General features: G+C 53.8%; 14 protein-coding genes, 1 tRNA gene and 1 pseudogene. 6 read left to right on the top strand and 10 right to left on the bottom strand.

Features of this window, described 5'->3' with window-relative positions; all coding sequences use genetic code 11:
- The first annotated feature begins 494 nt into the window (after positions 1-494).
- Positions 495-1,607, top strand: a complete 1,113-nt coding sequence (gene ompC, locus AC6I77_RS12850) for a porin OmpC (protein ID WP_039659746.1) — start codon at positions 495-497, stop codon at positions 1,605-1,607.
- 17 nt (positions 1,608-1,624) lie between these two features.
- Here ompC and AC6I77_RS12845 read toward each other — a convergent pair whose 3' ends face one another.
- Together AC6I77_RS12845 and AC6I77_RS12840 are read right to left on the bottom strand one after the other, a co-directional pair.
- Positions 1,625-1,819, bottom strand: a complete 195-nt coding sequence (locus tag AC6I77_RS12845) for a hypothetical protein (protein ID WP_003854187.1) — start codon at positions 1,817-1,819, stop codon at positions 1,625-1,627.
- Positions 1,820-1,968: 149 nt separating this feature from the next.
- Positions 1,969-2,079, bottom strand: coding sequence for a hypothetical protein (locus tag AC6I77_RS12840; RefSeq protein WP_008926126.1), 111 nt, complete (start codon positions 2,077-2,079; stop codon positions 1,969-1,971).
- 168 nt (positions 2,080-2,247) lie between these two features.
- On the opposite strand from AC6I77_RS12840, the gene apbE reads away from it, so the two are divergent.
- The 3 genes from apbE to AC6I77_RS12825 all read left to right on the top strand — a co-directional run bounded on the left by apbE (position 2,248) and on the right by AC6I77_RS12825 (position 5,687).
- Positions 2,248-3,297: an FAD:protein FMN transferase ApbE gene (apbE, locus tag AC6I77_RS12835; protein WP_003854184.1), complete on the top strand. Its 1,050-nt coding sequence runs from the start codon at positions 2,248-2,250 to the stop codon at positions 3,295-3,297.
- Positions 3,297-3,938 carry a DNA oxidative demethylase AlkB gene (alkB, locus tag AC6I77_RS12830; RefSeq protein ID WP_003854182.1) on the top strand — a complete coding sequence of 214 codons (642 nt, stop codon included), beginning with the start codon at positions 3,297-3,299 and terminating at the stop codon, positions 3,936-3,938. Before apbE ends, alkB begins: the two co-directional genes overlap by 1 nt.
- A gap of 96 nt (positions 3,939-4,034) precedes the next feature.
- Positions 4,035-5,687, top strand: coding sequence for a multidrug ABC transporter permease/ATP-binding protein (locus AC6I77_RS12825; RefSeq protein ID WP_003854180.1), 1,653 nt, complete (start codon positions 4,035-4,037; stop codon positions 5,685-5,687).
- Between the two features lie 230 nt (positions 5,688-5,917).
- Here AC6I77_RS12825 and AC6I77_RS12820 read toward each other — a convergent pair whose 3' ends face one another.
- From AC6I77_RS12820 to AC6I77_RS12795, 6 genes are all read right to left on the bottom strand, one after another.
- On the bottom strand, positions 5,918-7,582 hold the full coding sequence (locus tag AC6I77_RS12820) for a carboxylesterase family protein (RefSeq protein WP_375150310.1): 1,665 nt from the start codon (positions 7,580-7,582) through the stop codon (positions 5,918-5,920).
- Positions 7,583-7,836: 254 nt separating this feature from the next.
- On the bottom strand, positions 7,837-8,553 hold the full coding sequence (locus AC6I77_RS12815) for a 4'-phosphopantetheinyl transferase family protein (protein ID WP_312544006.1): 717 nt from the start codon (positions 8,551-8,553) through the stop codon (positions 7,837-7,839).
- 68 nt (positions 8,554-8,621) lie between these two features.
- Positions 8,622-8,825 carry a hypothetical protein gene (locus AC6I77_RS12810; protein ID WP_003854174.1) on the bottom strand — a complete coding sequence of 68 codons (204 nt, stop codon included), beginning with the start codon at positions 8,823-8,825 and terminating at the stop codon, positions 8,622-8,624.
- Positions 8,826-9,274: 449 nt separating this feature from the next.
- Positions 9,275-9,351 (bottom strand) — tRNA-Pro (locus AC6I77_RS12805).
- 73 nt (positions 9,352-9,424) lie between these two features.
- Positions 9,425-11,179, bottom strand: a complete 1,755-nt coding sequence (gene yejM, locus AC6I77_RS12800) for an LPS biosynthesis-modulating metalloenzyme YejM (RefSeq protein ID WP_003854173.1) — start codon at positions 11,177-11,179, stop codon at positions 9,425-9,427.
- A 22-nt stretch (positions 11,180-11,201) separates the two neighbouring features.
- Positions 11,202-11,429 carry a YejL family protein gene (locus AC6I77_RS12795; protein ID WP_010248348.1) on the bottom strand — a complete coding sequence of 76 codons (228 nt, stop codon included), beginning with the start codon at positions 11,427-11,429 and terminating at the stop codon, positions 11,202-11,204.
- A 158-nt stretch (positions 11,430-11,587) separates the two neighbouring features.
- On the opposite strand from AC6I77_RS12795, the gene yejK reads away from it, so the two are divergent.
- Complete coding sequence (gene yejK, locus AC6I77_RS12790; protein ID WP_033743236.1) at positions 11,588-12,592, top strand: nucleoid-associated protein YejK; 1,005 nt, start codon at positions 11,588-11,590, stop codon at positions 12,590-12,592.
- A gap of 120 nt (positions 12,593-12,712) precedes the next feature.
- Here yejK and rplY read toward each other — a convergent pair whose 3' ends face one another.
- Positions 12,713-12,997: a 50S ribosomal protein L25 gene (gene rplY / locus AC6I77_RS12785; RefSeq protein WP_003854168.1), complete on the bottom strand. Its 285-nt coding sequence runs from the start codon at positions 12,995-12,997 to the stop codon at positions 12,713-12,715.
- Positions 12,998-13,173: 176 nt separating this feature from the next.
- Positions 13,174-14,928, bottom strand: coding sequence for a DNA repair helicase RadD (radD, locus tag AC6I77_RS12780; protein ID WP_008926122.1), 1,755 nt, complete (start codon positions 14,926-14,928; stop codon positions 13,174-13,176).
- A gap of 155 nt (positions 14,929-15,083) precedes the next feature.
- Between radD and rsuA the strand changes: the two are divergent.
- Positions 15,084-15,805, top strand: a pseudogene (rsuA, locus tag AC6I77_RS12775) (16S rRNA pseudouridine(516) synthase RsuA).
- Positions 15,806-15,832 lie beyond the last annotated feature (27 nt).

Here is a 15,832-nt window from a genome sequence, read left to right as displayed (position 1 = left end):
GTGCGGAAGCAGAGTGAAGTTAATTTAACCACGTTAAAAATGTTTACGAAGATATAGTGCGACGGCGAATGACAGGCAAAAAAATGCCGGACAGATTGTCCGGCGGGAAATAATAAGTTGTACATCTCATTCGGGGAGAATGAAGGTAATAATGGAATAAATGATGATAGCGGGGTCTATTCTATTATCAGATGTCGTATAAGTTTTATCATTCAGTGCTTCAGAATGCTCTGATGTAAACTGTTGATAACAAAGATATCGGAAGGGGTGTATCAATTTGTGCGGTTTTTTTTACCGATCTGTGCTGGTTATTAGTTCCCCGCTATTTACATTATGAAATAACTGTTTCGATGGATGAAACAGTTTTGGAAATTTAGTAGCATTTTCCTGGTGGATTATTACCCGCTATAAAACAACAATGACCTGCCGGCTGAATTTTTAATCATTCAGTTAGCAGTGGCAAATTATAAAGGCATATAACAGAGGGTAATAAAATGAAACGTCGCGTTCTCTCCCTGATGATTCCTGCACTGCTGGTTGCAGCAGGATCAGCAAACGCAGCTGAAATCTATAATAAAGACGGCAACAAATTAGATCTCTTCGGTAAAGTTGACGGCCTGCACTACTTCTCTGACAACAGCAGTTCCGACGGCGACCAGTCATACGTTCGCTTCGGCTTCAAAGGCGAAACAGAAATCAGCAATCAGCTGACCGGTTACGGCCAGTGGGAATACCAGGCAGCACTAAACAACTCTGAAGACCAGGGGACAGCAGACAGCTTTACCCGTGTTGGGTTCGCCGGTGTGAAATTTGGTGATGCGGGATCCTTCGACTATGGTCGTAACTACGGCGTAGCCTATGACATCGGCGCATGGACTGACGTGCTGCCTGAGTTCGGCGGCGATACCTATGGCGCGGATAACTTCATGTATCAGCGCGGTAACGGCATGGCGACCTACCGTAACAACAATTTCTTCGGTCTGGTGGATGGCTGGAACTTCGCAGTCCAGTATCAGGGTAAGAATGGCAACAGCAGCGAGTCACCGAATGGTCGTGACGTGCTGGGCCAGAACGGCGACGGCTGGGGTCTGAGCACGACCTATGATCTGGGTTCAGGCTTCGGCATTGGTGCGGCAACCTTCCAGTCTGACCGTACCAACGACCAGAACAGCGAAACATCAGGTATCCTCGGCCATGGCGATAAAGCGTCAGTGTATACTGGCGGTCTGAAATATGACGCGAACAACGTCTATCTGGCAGCGATGTACTCACGCTCCTTCAACGCAACCCGCTTCGGCAGCACCGACTCTTCAGCGTTTGGTTATGCGGATAAAGCGGATAACTGGGAACTGGTTGCGCAGTATCAATTCGACTTTGGTCTGCGCCCATCTCTGGCCTACGTGACCTCACGTGGCACCGATGTTCAGAACTGGGGCACACAGAATCTGAAAAAATATATCGATGTTGGCGCGACGTATTACTTCAACAAAAACATGTCTACCTATGTTGATTACCAGATCAACCTGCTGGACGACAACGCCTTCACCGACGCGGCCGGTATCAATACCGACGACGTGGTGGGTGTAGGCCTGGTTTACCAGTTCTAAGTGATAAGGGAGCGCAGTTACGGCTGCGCTCCTGCGTTATCTTCCGGGCTAAACGCATCAGCCTTTGGCCACTTCGTTGCTTCCGGCGCCGTTGTTTCTGATGACATAACGCTGCCAAACCGCGCGCCTTCAAATGCCACGCCTGCCAGAGTAAAAGCAGAAAAGCTCAACCAGTGATGCCATGCTGACTGCCACTTCTGTGAATTTTTCATTCTGCACCTCTCAGAGATAAACACTGTTTCAACAGTGCAGAATTCATGCCAGCTTTACCGCTCTCACAGCCACAGGCGTTACGCCCGTTTTGATACACTTGCCGCGCACGTCAGGGAGCGATTGCCCCAATCAGGTGCAGTTAAGCCCGTTACTGGCGCGGCCGGGAAGGGGTCATGTGACGATGACGACGCTGTTCGACAACTTTATAACTGCCGTAAACAAACAGACCCAGGGCAACGACCAGAATCGCATAGATCATCTGTAGCTCCTTACTTTGATTAATGTTAATCCCCTGTCGCGAGGCGGGATCAGGATAGATGACCGGGGAATGCTCTCGTGATTCAGTGAAATATTCAACTCTATTTAAGCGAATTTACCCAAACTTTATGCTTTGTAGTGGCTATTCATAAAGTGTTACAGGCGAGGAATGATGAGTTATAAGATTAATCTGCTGTTTATGTCGATTTTAATTCTGACGGCGGCGGGCTGTGATCAATCAGCACCGACAACAGCGATGGTGCTGGAAGGAAAAACCATGGGCACCGTCTGGCGGGTGAGCCTGGCGGGTGTTGAGAGTAAGCGTAAAGCGGCCTTACAGCAGCGGATTCAGCAGCAGCTGGACGCGGATGATGCCGAGCTCTCCACCTGGAAGCCGGACTCTGCGTTATCGCGCTTTAACCAGAGCCGTGACCTGTCACCGCAGCCGGTGAGTGAAAACATGGCGGACATTGTCACGACCTCGCTGCGGATTGGCCGTAAAACCGGCGGGGCGATGGACATTACCGTCGGTCCACTGGTTAATTTATGGGGCTTTGGCCCGACGAAACAGCCCATCCATACACCGGATGTAGCCCAAATTGCCGCCGCCCGTGCGCAGACCGGATTGCAGCATCTGAGAGTGCTGCAGGGTGCGGATGGACAATGGTTGCAGAAAGATTTGCCAGAGCTCTATGTCGATCTCTCGACGGTGGGTGAGGGCTTTGCCACCGATCATCTGGCACGGCTGATGGAGCAGCTCGGTATCAACAACTATCTGGTGTCAGTCGGCGGTGCCGTGCTGAGCCGGGGTCTTAATGCGCAACAGCAGCCGTGGCGGGTGGCGATCCAGAAACCCACCGATCAGGAGAATGCGGTTCAGGCACGCGTGAGTCTGCAGGGACACGGTATCAGTACATCCGGCAGCTATCGCAACTATTATGAACTGGACGGCAAGCGCATTTCTCATGTGATCGATCCCGTTACCGGACGACCCATTGAGCATAAACTGGTTTCTGCCACGGTGATTGCCACCACGGCGCTGGAAGCCGATGGCTGGGACACCGGACTGATGGTGCTCGGCACCGAGAAAGCCAAAGCGCTGGCAATTGAACAGCATCTGGCGGTCTATCTGATCAGCAAGCAGGGCGATAAATTTGTCAGCTGGATGTCGCCGCAGTTTGCTGCTTTTCTGATTCCCGCTGAATCCGGAGAACCCTGATGTTAGATCTTTTTAGTGAAGAGCAACCCTGGCAGGAGCCGCTGGCGGAGGGGGCCGTGATCCTGCGGCGCCGCGCACGTGATGACGCAGAGGCGCTGTATCAGCAGATACTGGCGATTGCGGATCAGAACCCCTTTGCCCATCGCATTACGCCGGGTGGCCATCGCATGTCGGTGGCGATGACCAACTGCGGCGATTTTGGCTGGTCGGTGGATTCACGCGGCTACAATTATCAGCAGCAGGATAACCTCAATGGCCGCAAATGGCCGCCCATGCCACCGCTGTTTCGCGAGCTGGCGCAGCAGGCCGCGGCGGAGGCGGGCTTTCCTGGCTTTAATCCGGATGCCTGTCTGCTTAATCGCTATGAACCGGGTGCGAAGCTGACGCTGCATCAGGATAAAGATGAGAAAGACCTGCACCAGCCCATCGTTTCGGTGTCGCTGGGTCTGCCGGCCGTGTTTCAGTTCGGTGGCTTCGAACGGGGCGACAGCACCCAGCGTGTGCTGCTTGAGCATGGTGATATTGTGGTGTGGGGCGGGCCGTCGCGCCTGCGTTACCACGGCATTTTGCCGCTTAAGCCAGGCGTGCATCCGCTGGCCGGCGCCTGGCGTTATAACCTGACATTTCGTCGCGCCTTTTAACCCACTACGGCAGTCACGGCGTGGTGAGAATAACTATTGCTATCATTTGGCATCCCATTAAACTGCAGGCTGTTTTTTAGCTGATGGATTGCCTGCATGACGTTGTTAAGCGTTGTTTTTCGCCAGTTTCGCTGGCCTTTTATCGGGGTCATTGCCCTGACGTTGTTAAGCGCCGTGCTGGGTATCGGCATGATCGCCTTTATCAACCGCGAAATGATTGTCGCCATCAACACCTCATTCGCGGTGCTGCCGCAGTTCCTGTTGCAGCTGGTGGTGCTGATGGCGGTGACGCTGGCTTCGCAGCTGGCACTGACGATGCTCGGGCATCAGTTTGTCTGGCGACTGCGTGGCGAGTTCATCAAGCGAATCCTTGATAGCCGGGTTGAACGCATCGAGCAACTCGGCAGTGCACAACTGCTGGCGGGACTGACCAGCGACGTGCGGGCAATTACGCTGGCTTTTGTGCGTCTGCCGGAGCTGTTTCAGGGCGTAATCATTACCCTCGGCTCAGCCATCTATCTCGCGTGGCTGTCACCAAAAATGCTGCTGGTGACCAGTCTCTGGCTGGGTGTGACGCTGGTGGGCGGCTGGATGCTGGTCTCGCGGGTTTACCAGCACATGGCAAAGTTGCGCGAAATCGAAGACAACCTCTATCGTGATTACCAGACGGTGATTGAGGGGCGTAAAGAGTTACAGCTTAACCGCTCACGTGCGCAACAGGTCTATGACACAGTTTATCAGGAAGATGCCCGCGCCTGGCGTCACCATATTGTGCGTGCCGATACTTATCATCTGAGTGCGGTCAACTGGTCAAATATCATGACCCTGGGCGCTATCGGCATGGTCTTTTTCATGGCTAACAGCCTGGGCTGGGCCAATACTGCTGTGGCCGCGACTTTCTCCCTGACGCTGCTGTTCTTACGCACGCCGCTGCTTTCTGCAGTGGGCGCGTTACCCACGTTGCTCAGCGCCCAGGTCGCATTCCGTAAGCTCAACGCCTTTGACCTCGCGCCTTATCAGGCAGGGTTTCACGCGCCCTCGGCGTCGTCAGACTGGCAAACTCTGGAGCTGCGCGACGTCTCTTTTCACTATGGTGACAACGGCTTCCAGGTCGGGCCGATTAACCTGACGCTGCGCCGGGGCGAACTGGTGTTTCTGATTGGTGGCAACGGCAGCGGAAAATCGACGCTGGCGATGCTGCTGACCGGGCTGTATCAACCGCAGTCCGGCACGCTGCTGCTGGATGGTAAAGCGATCACGGCAGACGAGCTGGATGTCTGGCGCAGTCAGTTCTCCGCGGTCTTTACCGACCTGCATCTGTTTGACCGGTTAATCGGGCGGGAAGGCGTTGCCGCCAATCCGGCGCTGGTGCAGCAGTGGCTGGAAAGGCTGAAGATGCAGGACAAGCTGAAGATTGAAGGCAATAAAGTGCTCAATCTGCGGCTCTCAAAAGGACAGAGTAAGCGACTGGCGCTGTTGCTGGCGGTGGCAGAAGAACGCGATGTGCTGCTACTGGATGAGTGGGCGGCAGATCAGGACCCACATTTCCGACGCATCTTCTATCGTGAGCTGCTGCCGTGGTTGCAGCAGGCGGGTAAAACGGTGTTTGCTATCAGCCATGACGATCACTACTTCATTCATGCCGATCGGCTGCTGGAGATGCGCGAAGGCCAGTTGACGGAGCTGACCGGTAATGAACGCGACCTCGCCACGCTCGACTCGGTTAAACGCACCGATACAGGGCTTTGACGGCAGATGGCAACACTCAGCAGCTACCGCGTTAATTGCCGTGCAGGTCGCTGAACACGGTGTTAACACTTCTGTAAGCGTCAGCAGCAGGCAGCCGTGCTGACTGAACAATCCATTGGCAGGTGTGCCTCATACGCAGTAAATCACAGATAACAGCCCTGTACGGCAGGTCATCTGCAGTGAAGTCGATGCGTTAAAGTTTGCCTCCTGCCAGCGCAGGAGGCAGCGGATTAGTGGGCGAAATGTTGATCAAGCGGTGCGCTGAACCAGCGATTGTTCAGCACGTTTTTGATAACACTATTTTTGTCTGCCGCTGACAGGGCGTTGTCCTGTTCAATGCGGGTGAGAATATCGTTATAGCTATAAGTCTTATTGCTCATGTAGATAATGGCTTTCTGCTTGTTAGCATCCATCACCAGCAGCGATTCCCCCGCTGCGGCATTTTCCGGTGTCCATTTCTTCCATTCCGGCAGGGTCTGATCGTTGGGTGACCCTGTTGCCAGGAAGTTTTTAATGTAGGAATTAAAAAATTCACCTAATGCCTGAGAGCCTTTTAGCTTCAGCGCATCCTGCGTAAATTCAGCATACTTATTTTTATCCCAAAAAGGCATAAACACGCCGTGGAAAGAACCGATGGCCGATAGTTTATCACCTGTGACAAACGCATCCGTGCCATAACGGAACTCCATCCCATACAGCGGCGCGTTATAATTTTTATACATGCGCTCAGCAGACTGGTTAACATTAAACAGGCTATATAGCAGCCCGCCATAATAATTTGCAAAGGTGTATTTATTCAGCAGCGCGGTATCATTTTTAAGCGAACCGTCTTTCACCTGTGTTGCAAACAGTGGGTCGTTACGGGCGAAGAAAGAAAACTCCTGTTGTCCTGTGGCCATGATGGCGGGGACGGCATTATAATTTTTGGTCTCAAATCCATCCTTCGGGATCACCACACCATCGCGGTAGAGATGCGGGAATTGATTCATGCGAATTCCCGCATCGCCAAAAAGCATTGCCAGATCTGCTGCCGGAAGCTGATAGAGAAAATGACGAACCTCTGGTGAGCCCGACAGGAGCCAGCTTTTCGCTGCGCCGGCATCCGGTTTAATGCCCTGTTTAACGACCAGAGGCGCTATTCTTTGCGCGAAGATGCTTTCCGCTTCATGTTTGTCAGAGGTGGTCATGCCACCACTGAAAACGATGGCTTTGTTGAAAGTATTTTTAAAAAGGGGCGATATAAGCATCGCCATCACGTCTCTGCCACCCGCTGAAAATCCGGAAACGGTAATATTATTTCTGTCACCACCAAAAGCCGAAATATTGTCTTTGATCCACGCCAGCGATTGTTTGATGTCGAGTAAGCTGTAATTCCCGGAGTCATCCAGCGGGTTGCCATCGTTCAGTGCTTTCAATGGATTAAAGCCGAGTGCGCCAAGACGGTAGTTTACGGTGACAATCACGGCATTGTATTTTTCAGCGATAAACGCCGGCGCGAACTCAGTGGAACTGCCCAGCTGATTATTGCCACCATGAATATAGACCAGCACCGGAAGCGGTGTGCTGCTCTCTGTCGGGCGATAGATATTGAGATTCAGGCAATCCTCATCACCTTTGGCTCCGTCCGGGGAAACCTGGATACAGTCTGTAGCGGGCCGGGTTGCATCGAAAACGGTTTGCCATGCGTCAGGGGAAATCGGTTTTTTCCAGCGCAGTTCCCCGACCGGTGCTTTTGCATAAGGAATACCGGTCCAGGACAGCGTGTTTTGATGCTCTGCGCCTTTGACTTTGCCTGACTGCGTCGTAATTTCAGGGGAGATCGTTTGTGCAGTGGCTGATGAGGCAAGCAAAAAGAGTAAAAAAGTCGGGGACAATCTGAACAGAGAATTTTTCATGCGTACCTTGTTCCAGGGAAATATTTCTTATACCTGAAGTGTCGCAATACCCACTCATGTCTGGCTCACAAAACAGCACAAATCCAGCCATTATCGCGTGTTACTCTTTTTTGGTGGTGAAATATGCCTGTGGCTGGCGGAACGCATCGACCCTGTTGTGCCTCTGCTTATTGTGAATTCTGATTTAGTGGTGGTCGCAAATCACAAGGTGACAGGCCAGGAAAAAACATACTGGCGTTCTGTTTAGAACGCTTTTAAAGCCGATGCATAATCAGCGTGATCACCTGATTATCGCGCCACATAAACTCCGCCTCCAGTAACGTCCCCATCGCAAAACAGCCACCGAAGTCCTGAGCCAGTTGCAGCGTCGCGCGCTGCTGCGCGAAATCTACCGACACCAGTGCAGCATCCAGAAAATCCATCGGCTGATGCAGTTGTGGCCACAGCGCTTTATAAAGGCTCTCTTTGAGAGAGAAGAGCAGCGTCGCGGCAGTGCTGAAGGAGACGGGCAGCGTCTGCAAAAGTTGCTGTTCCTGCGCATTCATCAACAACTCTGCCGTTTCCTGCGCCGTCGTCTCTGACATCAACTGCTCAACATCGACGCCAACCGCACAGCGTTGCCGGGTTGCCGCTACCACGACCACACCGGCACTGTGCGACAGCGACGCCTGAACGCCAGCGGGCCAGCAGGGGGAGCGATCGGGTGCGTTGGTCAGGATGAAATCGGCAATGCCCAGCTCTTTCATTACCGACCGGACCAGTAAACGGCTGGCGAGGTATTCAGCACGCCGTTTAGTGACAGCCTGCTGCAGTCGGGCGGGTAAGGGAATACCCCATTCGACAGCCAGCACGTCATGATACTTTTGCGGGTCAAAGCGACTCACCGCCAGCAAATAATCGCTGTGGTTCAGGTGGCTGGAAAGAATAAAGCCGCCTGGAACAGGCGGCAGCGGCAGGTCGGGATAGCGCATGCGAAACCATTTAAGCCAAAAAGGCATTAAATCAGGCACGATGCATCAGGGCAAGCAGCCCGCCGTAATCAGTCGTTGGGAGGAATGGCAAAACTCTTCAGAGAAACAACAAAATGGTGGTGACCCCTGCTGATGCGTGCACCCCGGTCGCACCAGTGGCTCGCCAGACGAAAGAAGTCGTCGCTACCAATGTCATACGCCAGTTCCACTTTGCTAATGCCTGAATGCAGTAAAGCCTCCGCATCTTTCAGGCTTTTCGCTTTGATCGCCATAAAAATTATCCGTCAATTTCTGGGGAGTTTAGAGTAGGCAATTTTTGTGACATTTTTGTTTCAGTTTGATGAAAAGACGCGACTGATGGCCGATTTTGTGAGGCAGATCAGTTTCGGGCGCCCGCGTTAACCTGCTGATTGTAAGAGAAATGTTAACTGCTTCAGCGGACAATTCTGAATGTTAAGCCGGAGAGTGGGCAGAGATAACAGAAACAGAAAGGCCGCGTCATACGCGGCCCTGTGGGTTACTTCTGGTCTGGCGGGGAAGGTTGCTTATCGCCGGACTCGGGTGCTTCGGATGGATCATCTTTTTCGATTAATGTCATGAACTCTCCTCTTGTTACCCACACGCTGTTAAGTATAGAACGCTTTGCAGGAGATGTGATGAAAGTTATGTTTTGATGACAGAAACGAAAAAAGCAGCCTTTTGGGCTGCTTTTCAGGGAATTTGGTCGGCACGAGAGGATTTGAACCTCCGACCCCGGACACCCCATGACCGTGCGCTACCAGGCTGCGCTACGTGCCGAACACTGGAGGATTAGTCTACTGGTTATCGTCATTAATGCAAGATACCTGCCGACTATTTGCCTGATAATTAATCAGTTAGCGATAAACCGCTTCTCCTCAGTCAGGACCTGCAACAGCAGCGCCAGCTCTGGCTTGTGATCTTTCAGCGCGTTGCCCTGTGCATCATAAGCGCGATAGCTGCCGTTGTTGTTGAGCACCAGCGTCACCTGCGGCGTGGTAATCACCAGCTTATTCTCTTCACTGCTCGCCACCCAGTCATGACGGCGACGTGCAGCAAACAAATCTTCACCCTGTGAATAGTTCACCGGATTGGTCCGCACATGCAGCAGTCGCTGCATCAGCGTTGCCATTACATCCTGATGATCAGAGAGCCGATCAACAGTTTGCGCCGGTGTATCAGGCCAGTGAATCACCAGTGGCACCTGCAGCGTCTGACGGTTTCCGGCGCTGTCAGGATCGCCATCCAGTGCCAGACCACGCTGCGCCGTAATCACTACGACGGTGTTCTTCAGCAAATCACGCGCCTGCAGGCTGCTTAGCACGGCGCTAATCTGTTCATCAACAGCAGGTGCCTGACGGAGATAACTGCGCTGACGCGCTTTGCTGTTGTCGCCGGTGACATCAGGCCCGTTCAGAGCAATCCATGAGAACCACGGCGCCTGCGAAGCTTTCTGTTTCTCCAGCCAGTTCTGCCATTGCGCCACGGTGCTGGCGTTGGGCTGGCTGGTTGTCGCAGGCAGTGAATAGTCGGTCAGCAGCGCCTGACGGTAGAGCGGCGGATTAAAGCCTTCCGAGGAGAACAGGCCAAACTGATAACCCTGAGTACTCAGTGCCCCCAGCAGTGCCGACGGTGTTCGTGATGCCAGAATACCGTTCATGTAACTGGAGGAGATGCCATAGAACAGGCCAAACAACCCTTTCTCAGGTGTATCACCGGCGCTGTAGTGCTGGGTAAAACGCACGTTTTCGCTGGCGAACTGATTAAGCTGCGGCAGCGCTTTGGCAAGCGTAGCATTGTTCAGACCATCAACAGTCAGCACCAGCAGGTTGTTACGGGTGCCAGCATCGCGGAAGGTGATATCGCTCAGCGGATACTCTACCGCCACCGCTTCCGGATCGCCCTGCTGAATCAACCGGCGTTGATACTCCTGCGCATCCAGCAGACCGTGACGTTCAAGGAAGCGACGGGCCGTCATCGGATAGGAGAGCGGCAGATTGGCGCGCTGCATGGTAATCGGGCGATAGAAGTTGGCATCGGCCCAGATATACATCAGGTGGCTGGCAAAGAAGGCGCTGATAAACAGAGCGGCAACAGGTTTACCAAATGAGCGGCGATTCAGGCTGCGCAGCTTCTGCCAGCTCCAGGTCGCAAACAGCATCTCGACCAGGAATATCAGCGGCACGCTGATAAACATCAGCTGCCAGTCGCGCGCCATCTCGCTCTGGTCAGGGTTAATGACCAGCTCCCACACCACAGGATTAAGGTGCAGGTGGAAACGGCTGAACACTGCACTGTCGACCATTATCAGCGTCAGTCCGGCAGTGGCGACCACCGCGGATAACACCCGCATCAGCCGTTGCGACATCACCACAAAGGTCAGCGGGAAGATAATCAGCAGATAGGCAGCGAAAACGACAAAACTAAAGTGGCCAACCCAGCTGGTATAGGCGTAGATGCGCCCCGCCAGCGAAGAAGGCCAGTCGGCGACCAACAGGTAGCGACTGCCTAAAATCAGCGCGAATAAGATGTTAAACAGAGCAAACCAGTGCCCCCAACTGATCATCTGGGAGACTTTTTCGCGGTAGCGCTGCCGGTTGGTTACCATATTATGAAATCAAATCAGCCAATTAATGGGCGTTATCGTCACGCACTGATGCCTGAAGGGCATCGGCGAAAGAACGTGCCAGTGAACGACGTTGCGCCGGAGCGACATCGCTGTTAATTAAGTTGGTCACCATATTTCCCAGAACCATCAGGGAGAGATCGGTGGGGGCCTTGTCCTTGTGCAGGATTTGGGCCATTTCCGCGAGGAGTTGTTCCACGCGTTCGTCACTGTAACGGGATGATTGTGCCATATCGTCGTCTAAGCTCATTTCAAAAGGCGATATATTACCGGAATAGCGCACTTTTTACCGCAATTTTATCGAAAGCAGTACGTTCGCTTCACGCATAGAGTTGAAAGCCGATGCTGGCGGTGTTTGAATACGCGCCTGTGCTAAAAGGAGAGTCTACCATGAGTCTGGATATCGACCAGATTGCCCTGCATCAGTTAATCAAACGCGATGAAAACCAGCTTGAACTGGCGCTGCGCGATTCACTGCTGCCTGCCACCAACACGGTTAACGCGATGGTGGAGGAGTTACACCGGGTTTACAGCGCAAAAAGCAAAGCCTATGGCCTGTTCAATGCAGAAAGTGAACTGGCAGAAGCGCTGCGTAATTGTCGTAAGGGCAACGATGATTTTCTCGCTTTTAGCCGCGCTGCAACAGGTCGTCTGCGCGACGAGCTGGCCAAATATCCGTTCGCTGAAGGCGGCGTGGTGCTGTTTATTCACTATCGCTATCTGGCGGTGGAATATCTGCTGATTGCGGTGCTGAACAGCCAGTCCAGTATGCGCGTCAATGAGCAGATGGATATCAGCAGCACCCACTATCTCGACATCAATCATGCGGATATCGTGGCGCGAATTGATTTAACCGAATGGGAAACCAACCCGGAATCGACCCGTTACCTGACCTTCCTGCGCGGCCGCGTCGGACGTAAAGTGGCTGACTTCTTTATGGACTTCCTGGGTGCCGAAGTGGGATTAGACACGAAGGCGCAGAACCGCGGTCTGTTGCAGGCCGTTGATGATTACTGCAACGAATCCGAACTGGATAAGCAGGAACGGCAGAACTATCGCCAGCAGGTTTACAGCTACTGCAACGAACAGTTGCAGGCGGGCGAGGAAATTGCACTGGAAGATCTGTCGAGCGAGCTGCCACCACTGGGCGAGAAAACCTTCCAGGCCTTTACCCAGGAGCAGGGCTACGAGCTGGAAGAGAGCTTCCCGGCGGATCGCAGTACGCTGCGTCAGCTGACGAAGTTTGCCGGCAGCGGCGGGGGACTGACCCTGAATTTTGATGCGATGTTACTGGGCGAGCGCATTTTCTGGGATCCGGCCACGGATACCCTGACGATTAAGGGCACACCACCCAATCTGCGCGACCAGCTTCAGCGCCGTACCAGCAGCAAATAAAAAAAGCCGGGCTTAGCCCGGCTTCTGTTCTCTGACACGTCGATTATCTCTGTGTATCAGGGACAAAATAAAAGGGCCGGTTTCTCAACCGGCCCTTTTACATTTCAACGTAATTCGCGATTAAGCGCGAACGAAGTCGATGTGGAACAGTTTTGGCTTGAACGGGTGACGCTGAACAGCCTGAACTTTCACTTTAGTTTCTTTGCCGTCAACTGACAGGGTCAGAACTTCGTCGTAGAAACCTGGCTTAGATTGCAGGTTCATTACTGAGTCGTGATCCAGATCGATGGCAACAGCCGCTTCAGAACCACCGTAGATGATGGCCGGGAAACGGTTTGCTGTACGCAGGCGGCGGCTCGCACCCTTACCCTGCTCTTTACGTTCTACTGCATTGATAGTGAGCATTAATATATCTCTTTATTTAAATCCTGCTACAGGCGACCCAGTAACAGGCAGGTTATTCAATACCGCTGATGCACATGCAAAAGCGGGCGGCAGTATAGCCGTTATGCCGGGTGGTAGCAAACGATATACCCGCTCGCCGGGTTCAGCATCCGGTCAGCCCTCGCTGGCATCACCTGTTAACGCAGCTCATTGGCGCGGCGATAGCGGCCCTGATAATCGAACATTTTCTCGCGGATCTGCCAGAACTGGCCTTTGGCCCGTGCGACGACAAAATCGGGATGACGTAGCAGCGGCTGGAGTGCCAGGACGTCAGCGGCGGTCTGCCAGCCCAGCGGCACGCCGGGGGCGCGCTGATGGGGACGCATAAAGAGCTGTTCAAACGCCTTACGCTGGGCCGGCGTCTGCAGACGAAAGCGTTCGCTGACGCTGGTGCCTTCCTCATCAAAATAGGTCGCCTTCAGCCATTCCCCTTTGGCGTCATGGCCCTGTTCCAGCGTCATGCCACCACAGCGAAGCACCAGTGCGTCTTTCAGTTTCAGCGCCGCTTTCAGCATATCGTCCGGATCGACCAGAATTTTGTCGCACTGGTGACAACGTCGGGCGGCAATATCATTCTCTGCGCCGCAGTCGGGACAACTTTTAAACCGGAAGCGGAAATCACACTGTTCGCGCTCACCTTCGTCATCTTCCAGTACGCCCTGACAGCGCCGGCCAAAATGCTCGATCACCATGCCATCTTCGGTCGCCTTGCCCCAGAAGGTGTTGGCGAAACCGCAGGCGGGACAGAAAACCTGAACCGGCTGATTGTCGCTGGCCCCTTTGGGGGCGCCAACTTCGGGCGTAAAGAGATCGTGCGGATTACCCGCGTAATCGAGGATCAGGCAGTCGGTTTTACCCGGTGAGAGCCGCAGGCCGCGTCCGACGATCTGCTGATAGAGGCTGACCGACTCGGTCGGGCGCAGGATTGCGATCAGGTCAACGTGCGGCGCATCAAACCCGGTGGTCAGCACCGCCACATTCACCAGGAATTTCAGCTGCTGCGCCTTAAACGCCAGAATCAGGGCATCGCGCTCTCTGGCTGGCGTTTCGGCCGAGACCAGCGCGCTGTTTTCTGGCAGCAGTCGCAGGATTTCACGCGCATGCTCCACCGTCGAGGCGAAAATCATCACGCCCAGCCGATCTTCAGCGAACTCCACGATCTGGCGGATGATATGGGGCGTCACGCGCTGCTGCTGCTTCAGTTCACGGTTCAGATCGGCTTCGCTGAACAGGCCGTTGGACTGTGCCGTGAGACGGCTGAAGTCATACTGCACCACCGGCATATCCAGTCGTTCCGGCGGCACCAGAAACTGATGCTTGATCATGTAGCGCAGGGGCAGTTCATAGATACAGTCGCGAAACAGCGATTTTTCATCGCCACGCACCATGCCGTGATAGTGGAACTGATAAATCCAGCCTTTACCCAGACGGAACGGTGTAGCGGTCAGTCCCAGTAAACGCAGTTGCGGATTGTGCTGACGCAGATGATTAAAGATCTGCTGATACTGACTCTCTTTATCATCGCCAATGCGGTGACACTCATCGACAATCACCAGCGAGAAAGCGCTGTCGAACTGGTCGAGGTTACGCGCCACTGACTGCACGCTGCCAAACACCACTTTGCGCTGACTCTCTTTGCGCTGAAGTCCGGCAGCAAAGATATCCGCCTCCAGCCCGTAGGCCTGATATTTACTGTGGTTCTGCGCCACCAGCTCTTTGACGTGCGCCAGCACCAGCACCCGGCCACGGGCCAGCCGGGCCAGCTCGGCAATCACCAGACTCTTGCCGGCACCGGTTGGCAGCACAATGACGGCAGGTTCCTGATGGCGACGGAAATGCGCCACGGTGGCATTCACCGCATCCTGTTGATAGGGGCGTAAGGTAAAAGACATGTTGCTCACTTTTGTATAACTGGCGGCAATTATGCCATGAAAGTGCGGTAAACGCGCTGTCAGGCTGGCGCGGATCACGTTATACTTCCCGCACATTTTCAACGGTTAACCAGGCCGTTTCAGATTCCCTCCGCAGTAACAGGCAAAACGAATTCATGCGACTCGACAAATTCATCTCTCAGCAACTGGAAATCAGCCGCGCCATCGCTCATCGCGAGATCCGTGGCCAGCGTGTCACCGTTAACGGGGAAGTTGTCCGCGATACCGCGTTCAAACTGCTGCCCGACCACGAAGTCGTCTATGACGGCAACGTACTGCAGATGCAGACCGGTCCTCGCTACTTTATGCTGAACAAACCGCAGGGTTACGTCTGCTCAACCGACGATCCCGATCATCCCACCATCATCTATTTCATCGAAGAGCCGATGTCATTCAAACTGCATGCGGCAGGGCGTCTGGATATCGACACCACCGGACTGGTGCTGCTGACAGATGATGGCCAGTGGTCACACCGCATTACCTCGCCACGTCATCACTGCGAGAAAACCTATCGTGTCACCCTGGAATCGCCGATCAGTGACGATACGGCCGCGCAGTTTACAGCGGGCGTGCAGCTGCACAATGAGAAGAGCCTGACGAAACCGGCACAGCTGGAGGTGATTACCCCCACAGATGTGCGGCTGACACTGAGCGAAGGTCGTTACCACCAGGTGAAACGGATGTTTGCAGCCGTCGGCAATCGGGTCATTGAGCTGCATCGTGAACGCATCGGTGACATCGTGCTGGACGAGGATCTGGAAAACCGGGCGAATACCGTGCGCTGACAGAAGACGAGATCGCCAGTATTGGTCTGCCGAAAGAGCTGCAGACAAAATAACCGGGCGGGCCAGGCGGCCCGACCCAG

The sequence above is a fragment of the Pantoea sp. X-Soil-ISGK-259 genome, assembly GCF_059730705.1.
The sequence above is the reverse complement of the archived record's forward strand: the minus strand, read 5'-3'. Positions and strand labels throughout refer to the sequence as shown.

Coding starts and splice junctions, on each gene's coding strand:
- yejM (WP_003854173.1), bottom strand. CDS start 11,179: ATGGTAACCAACCGGCAGCGCTACCGCGAAAAAGTCTCCCAGATGATC.
- rplY (WP_003854168.1), bottom strand. CDS start 12,997: ATGCTCACTATCAATGCAGTAGAACGTAAAGAGCAGGGTAAGGGTGCG.
- apbE (WP_003854184.1), top strand. CDS start 2,248: ATGATGAGTTATAAGATTAATCTGCTGTTTATGTCGATTTTAATTCTG.
- AC6I77_RS12840 (WP_008926126.1), bottom strand. CDS start 2,079: ATGATCTATGCGATTCTGGTCGTTGCCCTGGGTCTGTTTGTTTACGGC.
- AC6I77_RS12815 (WP_312544006.1), bottom strand. CDS start 8,553: ATGCGCTATCCCGACCTGCCGCTGCCGCCTGTTCCAGGCGGCTTTATT.
- yejK (WP_033743236.1), top strand. CDS start 11,588: ATGAGTCTGGATATCGACCAGATTGCCCTGCATCAGTTAATCAAACGC.
- AC6I77_RS12845 (WP_003854187.1), bottom strand. CDS start 1,819: ATGAAAAATTCACAGAAGTGGCAGTCAGCATGGCATCACTGGTTGAGC.
- radD (WP_008926122.1), bottom strand. CDS start 14,928: ATGTCTTTTACCTTACGCCCCTATCAACAGGATGCGGTGAATGCCACC.
- AC6I77_RS12825 (WP_003854180.1), top strand. CDS start 4,035: ATGACGTTGTTAAGCGTTGTTTTTCGCCAGTTTCGCTGGCCTTTTATC.
- AC6I77_RS12820 (WP_375150310.1), bottom strand. CDS start 7,582: ATGAAAAATTCTCTGTTCAGATTGTCCCCGACTTTTTTACTCTTTTTG.
- ompC (WP_039659746.1), top strand. CDS start 495: ATGAAACGTCGCGTTCTCTCCCTGATGATTCCTGCACTGCTGGTTGCA.
- alkB (WP_003854182.1), top strand. CDS start 3,297: ATGTTAGATCTTTTTAGTGAAGAGCAACCCTGGCAGGAGCCGCTGGCG.
- AC6I77_RS12795 (WP_010248348.1), bottom strand. CDS start 11,429: ATGGCACAATCATCCCGTTACAGTGACGAACGCGTGGAACAACTCCTC.
- AC6I77_RS12810 (WP_003854174.1), bottom strand. CDS start 8,825: ATGGCGATCAAAGCGAAAAGCCTGAAAGATGCGGAGGCTTTACTGCAT.